This is a genomic window from Rhizobium sp. WCS2018Hpa-16 (assembly GCF_031843705.1).
In the GTDB taxonomy this organism is placed as follows: domain Bacteria; phylum Pseudomonadota; class Alphaproteobacteria; order Rhizobiales; family Rhizobiaceae; genus Agrobacterium; species Agrobacterium tumefaciens_C.
Genome location: NZ_JAVTIX010000002.1, coordinates 652,997 through 668,679, shown reverse-complemented (window position 1 = coordinate 668,679; position 15,683 = coordinate 652,997). Strand labels below are relative to the sequence as shown.

Sequence of the window (15,683 nt, the reverse complement as noted above, 5' to 3'; positions counted from 1 at the left end):
TGCTGATGCCGGGCTCAGGTTTTCTGCACTGCAACAATTCTACTCGTCTGACGTTATCATAGCTTATTGGAAAGACATCCAACGCAATTCATTTTCAAAAGGTGATACCCAGCCCAATGACATTTACTGCAAATGCTCTCGTGCCCGAACTTGCCGTCAGCGATTGGCCAAAGTCGCGCTCGTTCTACTGCGATCTCATTGGTTTTCATGTGGTTTACGAGCGGCCCGAAGAAGGGTTCACCTATCTTGCATTGGGCGATGCGCAACTGATGATCGACCAGCTGGGCGCGGGAAGAACGTTTGAAGACGGCAAGGTGCCGATCAATTATCCCTTCGGGCGCGGCATGAACCTACAAATCGTTGTGCCATCGCTGGAAGCCATTCTGGACCGTCTTGAGCGCGCCGGTATCGAGCTTTACCTGCCGCTTGAAGAGAAGTGGTATCGCCGCGGCGAGACGGAAATCGGCAACCGGCAATTCATCGTGGCCGATCCTGACGGATATCTTGTCCGTCCTTTTGAGAGCCTGGGCGAACGCCCGTTCCGATTTGGTTGAGCCGGTGGTGAAATTGTTGCGCAGGCCTAAGGCCGTCATCTTCGACATGGACGGCGTCCTCATCGAGAGCGAAAAACACTACCGGGATTCGTTTCTGGCCGCCTCGGATGAAGGTGGACATGGCATGGCGGTGGAGATCTATCAAAAGGTCTGCGGCAGTCCATGGAATGTGATCACGGCAACCATCCGTGCCGACTATGGCCAAGACTTCCCGATGGAAGAATTCCGTGACGCGTGGCTGCGGCATCTGGCCGTGCAGATGGCCGACGGGGTGGCGCTGAAGACCGGCGTTCTCGAAATTCTCGATCTGCTGGATGAGCTAGGATTGCCCCGCGCCATTGCGACCTCGTCCGGTCATGAGTCCGTCAACCGGCACCTCGGCCCCTTCGATATCATGAAGCGGTTCGATCATATTCTGGCACGTGGCGATTATGCCGAGCCGAAGCCATCTCCCCTGCCCTATCTCACCGCAGCGACACGTTTGAATTTTGCTCCGGAAGATTGTCTGTCGCTGGAGGATTCCTACCACGGCGTCCAGTCCGCCTGGAGTGCGGGCACACAAACCGTGATGGTGCCAGACGTCGCGCCTGCAACGGATGCGATGCGCGAGAAATGCGTTGCGATCTGCGACAGCCTTCTGGATGTCGCAGAGTTGTTGAGAGCAGCTTCACGCTAGCGTCAAGGATACATACGCACCTTCGCCCAGTCTCCCGCTGGCGTTTCCCGGCGAAATTCGACGCGGTCATGCAGGCGGAACTTGCCGTCCTGCCAAAACTCGATGGTCAATGGCTGGATGCGGAAGCCGGACCAGTGCGGCGGGCGTGGAATATCACCGATGGCATATTTTGCGGTATAGGCAGCCACGGCCTTCTCCAGCGCAAAGCGGCTTTCCAGCGGGCGTGATTGTTTGGATGCCCATGCGCCAATGCGACTGCCGCGTGCGCGCGTTGCGTAATACTCGTCCGCTTCCTGATCGCTGACGACTTCGACCAGCCCGCGCACGCGGACCTGGCGACGCAGGCTCTTCCAGTGGAAACACATGGCACCCTTGGGCTGGCCGAGCAGTTCGGTGCCCTTGCGGCTCTCGAAATTCGTGTAGAACACAAAACCGCGCTCATCGGCATGTTTCAAGAGAACCATGCGGACGCTGGGCATGCCGTCTTCGTCAACTGAGGCGAGCGCGACCGCGTTCGGATCATTGATTTCAGACTCCGTTGCGTCTTTTAGCCAATTAGCAAAAAGTGCAAAAGGTTCATTTTCCTCAGTAAAGTCACTGGATGTTAACCGACTTTCCGACATATTGAATTAAATGCTCCTGAGCTGATTTTCACACCAGAGATGGATTCTGGATTAATGATGGTGATCGTCATAGCAAAGTCGAACAGTCGAACAAAGCGCTTCCTGAGCTCTGTCGTCAATGTTTCCGCGACCTTGGGGATGCTCGGCATGTTGGCCGGTTGCGTCAGCCTTGATATTTTTGGTGGCGAGAAGGTCGACAAATCCTTGTCGACGGCTTCCGTGCCCAACCAGCAAAACACGCAGACTCTTTCCGATGACGCAACAATCCGCAATGCTGTTACCTCGGCGGACCTTGCCAAGATTTCAGATGCACCATTGCCATGGGCCAATGCGGCGACCGGCAGTGCGGGCGTTGTCACAGCCATTCGCGAAGACAGAAACACCGGCTTCGTGTGCCGGGAGTTTGACACGACCCGCCACTCCTTCGAGGGTGTGGCCAGTTACAGCGGCCAGGCTTGTCTCTCGGAGACGGGCGAGTGGTTGATGACCCGCTTCAGCCAGAAATAAAGCATTTACCCTGTCTACCATAAGGCCATGTGCATCAGCGGATGGCTTCGTAGCGTAAAGGTCTGGTTAGCAACTTCTTGCGACAGTCGAATCCAATTTCAAGATGAACGATGCAACGCAAAGAATGCCTGCACGTTCAAGATGGGTGGTTTTCGTGTTGCAGGCTTTTCATGACGAAAGAATACGGCCTGAACCGACATATTTAATTGGTGGTTCGGATGCGTGATCCCTACTCTATCCTCGGTGTTCAGAGAGATGCTGGCTCAGACGAGATAAAGGCTGCTTGGCGTTCGCAGGCAAAAGCCGTGCATCCCGATCAAAACCAGACCGACCCGGACGCGACAGCGCGTTTTGCGGAAATCGGTCAGGCCTATGATCTGCTGAAAGATCCGAAAAAGCGTGGCCTTTACGATCAGGCCAGACGCGCCGCCGAGACCAAAAAACGCGACCAGACCATTATGCAACAGCGCGCTGCCGCCCGCGAAGCTGCCGAGCGTGCCAAGGCTGCCGAGAAGCTCATGGAAGAGCTTGATAAGGCGCAGGCGCGTGCCCAGACCGAGCGCAAGCCGGAAAGTGCTAAACAGGATTCCGCAAAGCCGGAATCAGCCGAGGACATGCTCGAGCGTATTTTCGGCGAAAATGCAAAAGCCCATGCGGCAGCAGCAAAGCCTGAAGCCGACGATCCCAATATGACCAGCGAAGAAAATGCTGCTGCACGCAAGGAAAAAAGCGAAGCGCTCGCGGCACAGGTCGGCAGCTTTTTCAGCGGCCTGCTGCGTCGCATCCGGGGAACGGCACCTGCTGCAGAAAAAGCTCCTGATATCACCGCAGAAGCAATCGTCACCGTGTCTGATCTCCTGGAACAGAAGTGGGTGACAATTGGCATGCCGGAGGACAGGGAAGTTCGCTTCCAGCTGGAGCCGGGGATGACCGACGGCCATGTCGTTCGGTTGAAGGGCCAGGGGCTGAAACTGCCGGACACCGTTCGTGGCGATCTGGTGGTCACACTTCTTTCGTCCCGCAATGACACATTCTCCATCCGCAACTTCGATATTCACACGACCTTTTCCATCTCGCTTGCCGATGCGGTTCTGGGTTGCGAGGCGACCGTTCAATCGCCCCACGGCGAATTGAAAGCGACGGTTCCACCATGGTCCGGCTCCGACCGGGCGGTTCGCATCGAGGGCAAAGGCCTGAAGGATGCGTCCGGTGGTTACGGCGATTTTGTCGTTGAACTGCGCGTGGTGCTGCTGGATACGCCAGACGCGAAGGTCATGGACCTAATGCGGCATATGCGCGAAGGGCTCTATATCTAGCAGCTGCCCTGCCCTTTCGTGTGGAACAGTTGCACTTGCGTTGAAGCATACAGTTGAAAGAGGTGAACAACGCGCCCTTTGTTACGTTCGGTTACACGAGATGATCCCGCGCTGCTTGAACCTGCGTTCAGCCTATGCAATAGGCAGGTTTGATTTGTGTATAGGGAGCATCGAATGGCTCAGACATCCGGCCTCATGGCTGGCAAGCGCGGCCTCATCATGGGCGTCGCAAACAATCGCTCCATTGCTTGGGGCATTGCAAAGGCGTGTGCGGATGCAGGCGCTGAACTGGCTTTCACATGGCAGGGCGACGCCCTGAAAAAGCGTGTTGAACCATTGGCCCAGGAGCTTGGCGCATTTATGGCCGGCCACTGTGACGTGACCGATCTTGAAACAGTTGACGCCGTTTTTGCAAATCTTGAGGCGCATTGGGGCAAGTTCGACTTCGTCGTTCACGCGATTGCGTTTTCCGACAAGGATGAGCTGACGGGTCGGTATCTCGACACGAGCCGCGACAATTTCAACCGAACCATGGATATCTCCGTATATTCCCTGGCCGCCGTTGCAAAACGCGCCGAGCCGCTGATGAATGATGGCGGTGCGCTGCTGACGCTGACCTATTATGGCGCTGAAAAAGTCATGCCGAATTACAACGTCATGGGTGTTGCAAAAGCGGCTCTCGAAGCCAGCGTTCGCTATCTGGCGGTCGATCTCGGCAACCGTGGCATTCGCGTCAACGCAGTATCTGCTGGCCCGATCAAGACACTCGCAGCGGCTGGCATCGGCGACTTCCGCTACATTCTCAAGTGGAATGAATACAATGCGCCGCTGAAGCGCACTGTGAGCATCGAGGAAGTTGGCAAATCCGCGCTTTATCTGCTGTCTGACCTCTCAACCGGCGTGACAGGTGAAGTTCACCACGTCGATTCCGGTTACCACGCGATTGGCATGAAGGCCGTCGACGCGCCTGATATTTCCGTCGTCAAGGACTGACGAACGCTGCACGTCGCGCAAAAGTGTAAGGTGCTTTCGCGCGACGTGTGCCATCAACGCCTATGGGCCGGCATTGAGGCGACGGAGCACGCGGGTGTTCCGACGGGACTAGCCCTTAGTTTGTCGTTTGAGACAGGAGTGCCGCCTTGCTGGTCTACATCATCCGTCACGGACAAACAGACTGGAATGCGACGCGCAGGATGCAAGGCCGAAAAGACATTCCGCTGAATGATCTTGGCCGGTCTCAGGCTGTTGCAAACGGCATCACGCTCTCCAGCATTCTTGGGGAAACTGCCAGCGATTTCGATTTTGTCGCCAGCCCTCTTGGCCGTACACGCGAAACCATGGAATTGGTTCGTGGCGCCATGGGCCTTGACCCTCACGCCTACCGAACCGATGAGCGCCTTGTTGAAGTGTGTTTCGGTGATTGGGAAGGCCACACCCTTCCCGAACTCAAACTAACCCAGCGCGAAAAAGTCAGAGCACGCAAAGCTGCGAAGTGGGATTTCATTCCGCCCGGTGACGATGCTGAAAGCTATGAGATTCAATCCTGGCGGGTCGGTGCCTGGCTATCTTCCGTTGATCGTCAAACCGTCTGCGTCGGCCATGGCGGCGTTATCAGATCCGTTTTCCGCCTTGTCACCGATATGGAAAAGCAGCTTGCCGCTGATACGGCGATACCGCAGGATAGGATTTTGAAAGTCGACACTGAAAGCCGGACGGCTGAGTGGATGGACCCGGTTCAATAAGCGGCGAGACCTTTACTGGACAACCTCAAGGTCATCCACGACGCGTCTGCCATCGACTTCCGTGTAGAACACGACAACCTTCACACCAGCCTGCAAACCGTCGAAATTGAATTCCTCGGGCACTTTATAGCTCTTGCCATCAGCCAAGGTAATGGTCAGGCCCTTCACATCGACCTTACTGATCGTCGATTCGACATCGACGCTCTGGGCCGACGCGTTGAACGGAGCGAAAAGACCGGCGGTGGCCAAAAGTGCGGCAATCATCAAACGCATCGCTATTGCTTCCTTAAGGGTTCTGACGAGCTTCAAGTGCAACAAGATTTGCCTCCGGAATGTGGCGGAATTCGCCCACAAGCATGACATTTTCGGTATAATTGATGAACGGATTTTAACCTCTAATCAAGCCTTTAGGCAATGTTTCTTCTTGTGGAGAAATACTGTCATCACAAATTTCTTTAAATTACCATTTCTTGATACAAGAACTATATCGTCGGATTCAGACTATATTGTTTTTTCGTCTGTATAGCGGAAGAACGCGATGAACCCGAGGGATATGCAGAGTGAGTTTTTGGGCTGCGGCTGGGGACCGCCTTAACGAGTTAACGAAAAAGCGTGTCGCAGCGGCGCTGCTTGCTTTGGCCATGGCCGGCATCATGTTCAGTGCGTTCCACCTTGTGGACCACAAAAGTGCCAGCGCCCTGCGTGACGATCTTCAAGTCCGTGCCCGCTATGCGCTTGAGCTTTTGCATGACAGCCTCGTGATGCGTTTGCACAACGACGTCGCGACGCTGACCTCTCTTGGACATTTCGCCGTCAACTCGGCTGACGCGCCGCAAAGCCTGGACAAGCTGACGGACTATCAGCTGCAACATACCGATCATTTCATTGCCATTGGTTTTGCCCGCAATTTCCAGCTCCAGAAGATTTATGCGTCGCAATCGGCGCAGGATTTTCCGACCGACCGGCTGAACACGATGCTGAGCGACCAATTGGCCAAGCTGGCTGCTTTGCCGGAAAAAGATCGATTGCCCGAGACACATGTTTTTGAGGCATCGGAAGGCAGCACCATCATGATCGTCGTCACGGTGCCGCCTGCTGGATCGGTCGCCGCGGCCCAAAACGATCTCGTCCTTGCCGTCGTTGACCGGAAAAAGCTCCTCCGAACGATCGGATATGACACAGAGGTTCCGCTCGAAGTCCATGCTGACAATATCCGCTTCGAGATTCGCGATACCGTGACCAACGAAGTCGTGGGCCGGGCTCTGGAGCCATTGCACGAAGACCCGGTCGTCTTGCCCGTAGACCTGCCCGGTTCCAACTGGGAAATCCGCGCCACGCCCGCGACCGGTTGGGATGCGGTAAAGCCCTATTATCGCTCGCTGAGCACGATGCTCATCATCGCCGTCACATCGATGCTGCTACCGATCATCGTTGCGGGGCTGCTTCTTTCCGAACGAAACCGCAATATCAAGACGCTTCGCCAGCGTGAAGCCAAGCTCCTTGAGCTGTCACAGCGTTTCAAGCTCGCAATGGATTCCTCGAGCATCGGCATCTGGGAAATAGAGAACGACACATCGCGCTGCTATCTGGATGAGCGTGCGGCCAGCCTTCATGGTTTTCCGATGGTTGAGCAGCGCCTGCTGTTGACCGAGTGGCTGACGGCGCTGGTCGCCGAGGACCGGTCGAAGGCGGCTCGTTTCTTTTTCAACTGTTCCTCCGGTCAACAAACCACATCGGAAGTGTACAGAATTGCGCTGCCGGGCGGCGCGGTGCGTTATCTGCGCTCTGCTGGTTCAAGTTACATCAAGCCGGACGCATCGCACCAGACGACAGGCATTCTCTGGGATGTCACAGCTGACATGATCATGGCGCAGAAATTGCGCGAAGCAAAAGACACCAGCGACATCAAGAATGCTGAACTCGAACTTGCCTTGCAGGAAATTTCAAACCGGGAACATGAGCTGGAAGAGCTTTCCGGCCGCCTGAAACTGGCGCTGGAATCTTACAATTGCGGCATATGGGAATCGACAGACGACTATTCCCTGGCCATCTGGAACGAGCGCATGTGCGAGCTTTACGGGCTGCCGCCAGAGCCGGAAAAGCGCATAACCCGGCAAGCCTATCTCGACTGTCTTCACCCCGACGAGCGGTCTCGCGCACTTGGCGACGGAAATCGGGCAGCGGACGATCCCAACCGCCTGATCACCCAACGTATTATTTTGCCGGATGGTGGTATTCGCCACGTCAAAGTTGTCGGTCGCCTTAACACCAACCGGGATGGAACAAGAAAAATCGTCGGCATCGCCTTTGATGTGACGGCAGATGTCTTGCTCTCCGAACAGTTGAGCACCGCAAAGGACGAAGCCGAAGCCAGAAGCGCCGAGCTTGAGGAAGCCAAAAACAGCATCGAGCACAATGCGCTGCATGACCCCCTCACCGGCCTTGCCAACCGGCGCAAGCTGGATGGCGCACTGGACGCCCTGTCATCCGGTGGGCCTAAGCAATTTGCCATTCTTCATCTCGATCTCGACCGCTTCAAGCAGATCAACGATACGCTGGGGCATGCGGCCGGTGATGCCGTTCTTGTCCATGCGGCAAAGATATTGTCCAGAAACGTGCGCCAGGAAGATACCGTCGCGCGCATTGGTGGCGACGAGTTCGTGATCCTGATCTCTCCGCTGTCCGATAAGGACAGCATCAAGATGATAGCATCCAAGATCATCGCGGCTTTCAGCCATCCCTTCGATTTCGAAGGCTTTACCTGTCGGTGTGGTGTGTCCATCGGCATCGCCTTCTCGGACGGCGATGCGGCGGATCCGCGCCGTACGTTGATCAACGCCGACCTCGCGCTCTACCGTGCCAAGGCAACAGGCCGCAATCGCTATGAGTTCTTCACAGAAAACCTCCAGGCGGAGATTCTCAACCACAAGCGAACCGCTGACGAAATTCTGGCCGGACTGGAGCGTGGCGAGTTCGAAGCATGGTATCAGCCGCAATTCTGCGCCAATACGCACGCCTTGACCGGCGTGGAAGCATTGGTGCGCTGGCGCCACCCGGTGCGCGGCCTTCTAACACCGGACAAATTCCTGAAAATCGCTGAGGAACTGAACGTCGTATCGGCGATCGACCATATCGTTTTGCAACACGCACTGCAGGACAAGGAAATCTGGCGCATCAAGGGCATCGATGTGCCGCGCGTATCGGTCAACGTTTCGGTTCGCCGCCTGCATGACGATCACCTGATTGAAAGCCTCAAGCAATTGCGGATCAAGCCGGGTGAAGTTGCCTTCGAGTTGGTAGAGGCCATTTTTCTCGATGACAACGAGGACATCGCCACCAGCAACATCGAGCGCATCAAGGCGATGGGTATCGACATCGAGATCGATGATTTCGGCACCGGCCACACTTCGATCATCAGCCTTCTGCGCCTCAAGCCGAAGCGTCTGAAAATCGACCGGCAGCTGGTCATGCCCATCACAAATGCGGCGCAAGAGCGATCACTGGTGCGTTCGATTGTGGATATTGCCCGCTCGCTGGGCGTCGAAACGATCGCCGAGGGTGTCGAAACGCAGGACCACGCTCACATTTTGAGACAGATGGGCTGCGACATGCTGCAGGGCTACGCGTTTGCAAAACCGCTTGCGCCGGAGGAATTCACGAAATTCGTTAGCGCGGAAAAATGGAAAATGGTTTCCTGACGGGCTTGGCCGGTGACTACAAAGATTTGCAAACAGGCGAACCGCACTCGCGAAAGAAAGGCTTTTGCCTTTTCATGTTTTACCCTATGAAAAGGCCGCTTCTTTCTTAAAATGCGTTCCACCCGTGGAATGCCGCTGCTTCGGTTTGATCATATGTCGCATAATACGTTCGGTTATCTTTTCCGCGTTTCCACCTGGGGCGAAAGCCATGGACCGGCTCTTGGCTGCGTCATTGACGGCTGCCCGCCCGGCATTCGCTTCACGCTTGCCGAAGTGCAGACATGGATGGACAAGCGCAAGCCCGGCCAGAACCGCTTCGTGACCCAGCGTCGTGAAGACGACATCGTCAAGGTTCTGTCTGGCGTGATGCTGGACGAGGATGGTGAGACGATGATTACCACGGGCACGCCTGTGTCCATGATGATCGAGAACACCGACCAGCGGTCCAAAGATTACGGCGAGATCGCCCGCAGTTTCCGTCCCGGCCACGCCGATTTTACCTATGATCTGAAATACGGCATCCGCGACTATCGCGGCGGCGGACGGTCTTCCGCCCGCGAAACCGCCGCCCGTGTCGCTGCTGGCGCGCTGGCCCGTAAGGTCGTGCCGAGCCTCACAGTTCGTGGTGCGCTGGTGCAGATTGGCAAACATAAGATCAACCGTGCCAACTGGGACTGGCGCCAAGTCGACCAGAACCCGTTTTTCTGCCCCGACGCCGCCATGGTGCCCGTTTGGGAAGAGTATCTGGATGGCATCCGCAAGGCCGGATCATCCATTGGCGCTGTCGTGGAAGTTGTTGCAGAGGGCGTTCCGGCAGGAATTGGCGCGCCTATCTATGCCAAGCTCGATCAAGATATCGCCTCCAACCTCATGTCGATCAATGCCGTCAAGGGCGTGGAAATCGGTGAAGGCTTTGCCTCTGCCGAATTGACGGGTGAGGAAAATGCAGACGAAATGCGCATGGGCAATGATGGCCAGCGCATTTTCCTGTCCAACCATGCTGGCGGCATTCTGGGCGGCATCGCAACTGGTGAGCCCATCGTGGCACGCTTTGCCATCAAGCCGACATCTTCCATTTTGACCGAGCGCCAGTCCATCGATGCCGATGGTAACAATGTCGATGTGCGCACGAAGGGTCGTCATGATCCATGTGTCGGCATCCGCGCCGTACCGATTGGCGAAGCCATGGTGGCCTGCACGGTTGCCGATCATTATCTCAGGGACCGCGGCCAGACCGGACGTTTGAAATAGGAAGCAAGCATGGCATATGATCAGAAACGTGTCGTTGAAGCCATCAGGGCTTTCGAGGCTGGCGAAATCGTTGTGGTCATGGATGACGACGACCGCGAGAACGAAGGCGATCTGATTGTCGCCGCCGTGCATTGCACACCGGAAAAAATGGCCTTCATCGTGCGCCATACATCCGGCATCGTTTGCACGCCCATGCCTCGGGATGAGGCCAAACGCCTCAACCTCAACGCCATGGTGGCGGAAAACGACAGCGCCCACACGACGGCGTTTACGGTTTCAGTGGACTTCAAACACGGCACGACAACCGGCATTTCCGCCAGTGACCGCAACGTTACGGTTCGCAATCTTGCCAATCCGAACGCAAGCGCTGCCGATTTCACCCGTCCCGGCCACATCTTCCCGCTGATCTCTCGCGAGGGCGGCGTGTTGATGCGCTCCGGCCATACTGAAGCGGCTGTCGATCTGTGCAAGCTTGCAGGCTTGCCGCTGATCGGCGTCATCAGCGAACTCGTCAATGATGACGGCACTGTCATGCGTGGCCCGCAGGTTTCGGCCTTCGCCGAGGCTCATGGCATGAAGCAGGTGTCGGTCGCAGATCTCATCGCCTATCGCCAGCGCAAGGAAACGCTGGTCGAAATGGAATCGGAATTTACGCTCGATACGCCGTTCGGCCCCGCCAAGGTGCAGACCTACTCCCTGCCTTGGGACCCTATGGAACACATGGCTGTTATCTTTGGTGATATCAGGGATGGCGTCGATATTCCGGTGCGCCTGCACCCTGAAAATGTGGCCGGCGATGTGTTCGGCAAGAAGCAGCCTGTGCAGCACTATATGGAAAAGATTGCCGCCGAAGGCCGTGGCGTCATCATCTATCTTCGTGAGGGTTCCGTCGGTGTTGGCCAGGTATCCGGCCGCAGACGATCCCGCGACCCGGAGGAAGACCACGCTCAGGCCCGTACGCGCGATGATGAATGGCTGGAAATCGGCCTCGGCGCGCAAATCCTCAAGGATCTCGGCATCAGCTCGATCAAACTTCTGACGTCTAGAGAACGCCACTATGTTGGCCTTGAAGGGTTTGGAATCAGGATAAGCTCGACCGATATTGGTTGATATTCCTCGTATTCGACACCCCGCAGATGTGCGGGGTGTCGAGAGATCACAGAGCCCGCAAGAAGCTCTTGATGATCTGGGCAATTTCTTCGCAATGGGTTTCCAGCGCGAAATGCCCCGTATCCAGCAGATGAATTTCGGCATTCGGTAGATCCCGCTTATAAGCCAGCGCTCCAGCGGGAATGAACGCCGGATCGTGGCGACCCCAGACCGCAAGAAGCGGGGGCTGGTGTTTGCGGAAATAGGCCTGAAATTCAGGATAGCGCTCCAGATTGATGCGATAGTCTAGAATGAGATCAAGCTGGATATCCTCTGCACCCGGACGCGCCATCAGCGCGATATCGAGCATATAGCCATCCGGGCCCAACCGGCACGGGTTCGTGCCGGTTTTATATTGCCAGTTTTCGATCACATCCGCCGATAGGGATGCGCGGCAAGCCTCGCGGGTTTCCGGAGTTGGATTGCGCCAGTATGCCTCCCAGGCGCCCCACTCGTCACTGAACCCATCCATATAGGCATTGCCGTTCTGGCTGATGATGGCCGTGACCCTCTCAGGATGCGCCGCTGCGAGGCGATATCCTGTCGGCGCGCCGTAATCGAACACATAAAGCGCATAAGTCTTGAGCGAGAGGGCCTGTGTGAACTCATCGATGACCTTGGCCAGATTGTCGAAGGTGTAGTTGAAAGTGCCGCGTGCCGGAGCCTTGGTATATCCGAACCCGGGCAGATCTGGCGCGATGACGCGGAAATGATCGGCAAGCATCGGAATAAGCTCCCTGAACATGTGGCTGGATGACGGAAACCCGTGCAGGAGCAGAAGCACCGGCCCGTCCTTTGCGCCCGCTTCGCGGTAGAAGACATCCACCTCGCCCACTTTCTGGTTTTTGTAAGTGATAGCCATATTGGCCTCCAAAATCGTTTTGATGAAATCGACACGGACCGGCGATCCGCCTCTCGAATTCAAAATACTACCGATCGGTCGTTTGTAAATAGCGAAAATATGTGATACAGGATGGCGTTCGCTGCACCATGGCGGGCGGCGTGAGTGGAGTTGGGCAAGGCATGACAAAAGTCAGCAAGGAAAAGATCATTCAGGAAGCGCGGGAGCTGTTTCGGGAGAAGGGTTATGTCGGCGCGTCCATGCAGGATCTGGCCGATAAGGTCGGCTTGCGCAAAGCCTCGCTCTATATGCGATTTCCCAACAAGGAAGCGCTGGTGCCCGAGGTTCTCAGCCTGACTCTGGAGGAGACATTTGCCCAGCCGGAGATTGCCAGTTCAGATTGGTACACGGCCTATGAGGCTGTTGTGCGCGCCATTGCCGGCAGCCTCATGGACCGCAAACGCTGCGTCGGATTTCATCTGGCCTATGGTGTTGGGGACGACACGCCGGTTGCCAAGGAAGCCGTGCGGACCTTTTTCCAGGCTCACCGGGATCGAATGACCGACATATTGGAAAAGGCAATGCCGCGTGACGCTGCATCCATCCTCGCCACGGATGCCCTTGTCAGCCTGGAAGGAGCAACCTTGCTACTCGCCGTGTTCGATGATCCGGCTGCCATGGAGCGTGCCATCGACGCCGTTCTGGCTGCGGTCCGAAAAGAGGCGATTTAACCTAGCCAGCCATCCAGATAGCGGACGGTTTCCACGCCGGCAAATTTCGCCAAGCGGTTCAGCTCGGCATCCAGCTTTTCCAGCCTGCCGGTTGATGCGCGCACCCCTTTTTCAAGCCACAGACGCCTCACTTCCAGCGTGCCGTTCTTGCGGTCTGCCTTCATGTCGATGCGACCAATCAGCCTGTCTCCTTCCAGCAGCGGGAAGACATAATAGCCATATTGCCGCTTGGCTTCCGGCACGAAGACTTCGATGCGATAGAAAAAGCCGAATAGCCGTTCCGTGCGGGCACGGTCCCGCAAAAGCGGATCAAAGGGGCTGAGTACGCGGATGCGCTGGGGTGGCGCCACAGCATCATCCCCCGTAAAGCCTGCGAAGGCGTAGGAGGCGCGGTCCTTGCCGCCATCGGAATGGGCAAGCGTGACCTCGCAGAGTTCATCGCGGTGGTTCGCGACCCATTCTCTGGCTTCCTGCGGCGTGATGATGTCGAAAAATGCTGCGATTTCCCCCGATGTCGCAAAGCCGAGCCGCGACAGCGCCTGACGGCAGGCCCAGTCGATAAACTCGTCGTGGTGGACTTCACGGTCGCGATGTTCTGGCGGAATAACACGCTCGGCAAGATCATAGACCTTCTGGAAATTCACCCGCCCTGAGACGGCGAGCTTGCCCGTGTGCCACAGGAATTCCAGCGCAGTCTTGGATGGATGCCAGTTCCACCAGCCGCCGGACTGATGCCCCTCAGCCTTCATGTCCCGTGACATGACGGGACCACCTTCCGCTATGCGCCGATAGGTTTCCTGGAAAGCAGAATCGAACCCCTCCCCGTGCCATTTGCGCCATCGCTCCAGAATGACAGGCTCGCGGCGGCGGAAGCGGTGCTTCCAATAGGGGTAAAACGCTGTTGGAAGGATGGATGCGTCATGCGTCCAATGTTCGAAAAGCGCACGGTCTTTTTCGAGAAGGTCTGTCAGGTGCTGGCGCTTGTAGGTCTGGTTGCGGGAAAAGATGATCTGGTGATGCGCACGCTCGACCGTGGCTATGCTATCCAATTGCACGAAACCGAGATCGGTGATCAGATCCAGCAGATCAGCCTTGTCCATGGCGCGGCCTGGTGGCCCCGACAGCCCCTGACGGGACAGAAAGATGCGTCTCGCTGCTTCGTTCGAAATCAGAATCGCCATGGCAAAAGCCTAGGGTCGCGCCGCTCGAAAATCAACGTTCTTTTTTTGTTCCTTATTTTGTTTGTCGGGGCATATGGTTATAGAACGATGCTTGGAATTTTGAGGATCGGTTTTGGATATAGGTTTTCACGATGCGGGTGTGTCCTTTGAGGGACGGGTGGCGGTGCAGCCGCTGTCGCTGCTGCTGACCGAGCGGCGCATCGGCGTTATCGGGCTGAATGGTTCGGGCAAGACCACCTTCGCGCGGATGATCAACGGCCTGACGAAGCCCACGTGTGGCCGGGTCAGCGTCAACGGGCTGGATACGGTGGCCGATGGCCCTGCCGTCCTGCGCGATGTCGGCTTCATTTTTCAAAATCCGCAAAACCAGATCATCCTGCCCATCATACGTGACGACATCGGCTTCGGGCTGAAGAACCGGGGCATGAACAAGGCCGCCATTGATGCGGCAGTGGATGCCACGCTGCACCGCTTCGATATTCAGCATCTGGCGAAGCGGCGGGCGCATGAGCTTTCCGGTGGCGAATTGCAGCTTTGCGCTTTGGCGGCGCTGACCATTACCGGCCCCAAAATCCTCATCATGGACGAACCGACAAACCAGCTCGACTTAAAGAACCGGGCGCTGGTGGAGCGCACGATGGCTGGGCTGGAACAGGATCTCATCGTCATTACGCATGACCTGCCCTTGTTGGAAAGTTTTGATCGCGTTGTCGTGTTTCATCAAGGCAAGCTTCACGCTGACACATCGCCTGCAGACGCCATCCGGCTTTATCGCGAACTGGCCCTGCCATGAAAAGCCTTCACGTTGAAGGAACGGGGTGGCTCTACCGTCTCTCCCCACGCATCAAGCTGATTGCCCTTGCCGGTTTCAGCATCGCGCTGTTTATGACGCGACAGCCGTTGCTTCTTTTGGCAGCCCTGTGCATGGCAACTTTCGTTCTGGCCCAGGCCGGTCTCGGCTGGCGAGAAACGGTGGCCAGGCTGCGTCCGGTCTTGCTCACCATTGCCGTCATCGCACTCGTCAGCTTTGCGCTGATTTCGCCGCTCGATGCGACGATTACGCTGTTGCGGCTCACCGCCTTGACGCTGCTCGCAACGGCGATCACGGCCAGTGTCAGCATTTCGCAGTTCATGGATGAAATCACATTTGCGCTTGCCCCTCTCGAAAAGCTGGGGCTGGCCAATGCAGCGGATGTTGGGCTTGCCGTGGGCCTCGTCGTGCGTTTCGTCCCGGAAGTCATCAGCCGCTACCATACATTGCGCGACGCGCATCGGGCTCGCGGAATAGAGACGAAGCCACACTTAATTCTCGTTCCGCTTATCATTATGACGTTGAAGGACGCGGATGCGATTGCCGATGCCATTGACGCACGCGGTTTCAGAGGCCAAACCTCGTTTTCTGATTTATAAAGAG

The 15,683-nt window shown here is 56.5% G+C and carries 16 protein-coding genes; 12 read left to right on the top strand and 4 right to left on the bottom strand.

The window, feature by feature from the left end:
* The first annotated feature begins 116 nt into the window (after positions 1 to 116).
* Positions 117 to 554, top strand: a complete 438-nt coding sequence (locus RQI55_RS09290) for a VOC family protein (RefSeq protein WP_243256531.1) — start codon at positions 117 to 119, stop codon at positions 552 to 554.
* A 16-nt stretch (positions 555 to 570) separates the two neighbouring features.
* On the top strand, positions 571 to 1,230 hold the full coding sequence (locus tag RQI55_RS09285) for an HAD family phosphatase (RefSeq protein ID WP_311272502.1): 660 nt from the start codon (positions 571 to 573) through the stop codon (positions 1,228 to 1,230).
* Positions 1,231 to 1,232: 2 nt separating this feature from the next.
* Here the strand turns inward: RQI55_RS09285 and pdxH are convergent, their stop codons facing one another.
* Complete coding sequence (gene pdxH / locus RQI55_RS09280) at positions 1,233 to 1,853, bottom strand: pyridoxamine 5'-phosphate oxidase (protein WP_243256533.1); 621 nt, start codon at positions 1,851 to 1,853, stop codon at positions 1,233 to 1,235.
* 54 nt (positions 1,854 to 1,907) lie between these two features.
* Here pdxH and RQI55_RS09275 point away from each other — a divergent pair, with 54 nt between their 5' ends.
* The 4 genes from RQI55_RS09275 to RQI55_RS09260 all read left to right on the top strand — a co-directional run bounded on the left by RQI55_RS09275 (position 1,908) and on the right by RQI55_RS09260 (position 5,418).
* A complete protein-coding gene (locus tag RQI55_RS09275; RefSeq protein ID WP_243256534.1) occupies positions 1,908 to 2,360 on the top strand; it encodes an RT0821/Lpp0805 family surface protein in 453 nt (150 codons plus the stop codon).
* 218 nt (positions 2,361 to 2,578) lie between these two features.
* A complete protein-coding gene (locus RQI55_RS09270; protein ID WP_192063548.1) occupies positions 2,579 to 3,676 on the top strand; it encodes a DnaJ C-terminal domain-containing protein in 1,098 nt (365 codons plus the stop codon).
* Between the two features lie 174 nt (positions 3,677 to 3,850).
* Positions 3,851 to 4,669 (top strand): enoyl-ACP reductase FabI, encoded by an 819-nt coding sequence (gene fabI / locus RQI55_RS09265; protein WP_243256535.1) that lies wholly within the window; start codon positions 3,851 to 3,853, stop codon positions 4,667 to 4,669.
* Positions 4,670 to 4,815: 146 nt separating this feature from the next.
* The gene (locus RQI55_RS09260) at positions 4,816 to 5,418 is read left to right on the top strand and encodes a histidine phosphatase family protein (protein ID WP_243256536.1); all 603 of its coding nucleotides are present in this window, start codon (positions 4,816 to 4,818) and stop codon (positions 5,416 to 5,418) included.
* 12 nt (positions 5,419 to 5,430) lie between these two features.
* On the opposite strand, the gene RQI55_RS09255 is transcribed toward RQI55_RS09260, so the two are convergent.
* Positions 5,431 to 5,691: a DUF1344 domain-containing protein gene (locus tag RQI55_RS09255; protein ID WP_042618162.1), complete on the bottom strand. Its 261-nt coding sequence runs from the start codon at positions 5,689 to 5,691 to the stop codon at positions 5,431 to 5,433.
* A 287-nt stretch (positions 5,692 to 5,978) separates the two neighbouring features.
* Here RQI55_RS09255 and RQI55_RS09250 point away from each other — a divergent pair, with 287 nt between their 5' ends.
* From RQI55_RS09250 to ribB, 3 genes are all read left to right on the top strand, one after another.
* Entirely contained in the window at positions 5,979 to 9,116 is a 3,138-nt protein-coding gene (locus RQI55_RS09250; RefSeq protein WP_243256537.1) for an EAL domain-containing protein, read from the top strand.
* 153 nt (positions 9,117 to 9,269) lie between these two features.
* Complete coding sequence (aroC, locus tag RQI55_RS09245) at positions 9,270 to 10,367, top strand: chorismate synthase (protein WP_243256538.1); 1,098 nt, start codon at positions 9,270 to 9,272, stop codon at positions 10,365 to 10,367.
* Positions 10,368 to 10,376: 9 nt separating this feature from the next.
* Positions 10,377 to 11,477, top strand: a complete 1,101-nt coding sequence (ribB, locus tag RQI55_RS09240) for a 3,4-dihydroxy-2-butanone-4-phosphate synthase (RefSeq protein WP_192063543.1) — start codon at positions 10,377 to 10,379, stop codon at positions 11,475 to 11,477.
* 46 nt (positions 11,478 to 11,523) lie between these two features.
* Here the strand turns inward: ribB and RQI55_RS09235 are convergent, their stop codons facing one another.
* A complete protein-coding gene (locus RQI55_RS09235; protein ID WP_243256539.1) occupies positions 11,524 to 12,378 on the bottom strand; it encodes an alpha/beta fold hydrolase in 855 nt (284 codons plus the stop codon).
* A gap of 161 nt (positions 12,379 to 12,539) precedes the next feature.
* Between RQI55_RS09235 and RQI55_RS09230 the strand changes: the two genes are divergently transcribed.
* Positions 12,540 to 13,088 (top strand): TetR/AcrR family transcriptional regulator, encoded by a 549-nt coding sequence (locus RQI55_RS09230; RefSeq protein WP_243256540.1) that lies wholly within the window; start codon positions 12,540 to 12,542, stop codon positions 13,086 to 13,088.
* Here RQI55_RS09230 and RQI55_RS09225 read toward each other — a convergent pair.
* Positions 13,085 to 14,269, bottom strand: coding sequence for a winged helix-turn-helix domain-containing protein (locus RQI55_RS09225; RefSeq protein ID WP_243256541.1), 1,185 nt, complete (start codon positions 14,267 to 14,269; stop codon positions 13,085 to 13,087). The genes RQI55_RS09230 and RQI55_RS09225 overlap by 4 nt on opposite strands.
* Before the next feature lie 112 nt (positions 14,270 to 14,381).
* On the opposite strand from RQI55_RS09225, the gene RQI55_RS09220 reads away from it, so the two are divergent.
* Together RQI55_RS09220 and RQI55_RS09215 are read left to right on the top strand one after the other, a co-directional pair.
* Entirely contained in the window at positions 14,382 to 15,062 is a 681-nt protein-coding gene (locus RQI55_RS09220) for an energy-coupling factor ABC transporter ATP-binding protein (RefSeq protein WP_243256542.1), read from the top strand.
* Positions 15,059 to 15,679, top strand: a complete 621-nt coding sequence (locus RQI55_RS09215) for an energy-coupling factor transporter transmembrane protein EcfT (protein WP_311272501.1) — start codon at positions 15,059 to 15,061, stop codon at positions 15,677 to 15,679. The genes RQI55_RS09220 and RQI55_RS09215 overlap by 4 nt, the downstream gene beginning before the upstream one ends.
* The last annotated feature ends 4 nt before the right edge of the window (positions 15,680 to 15,683 follow it).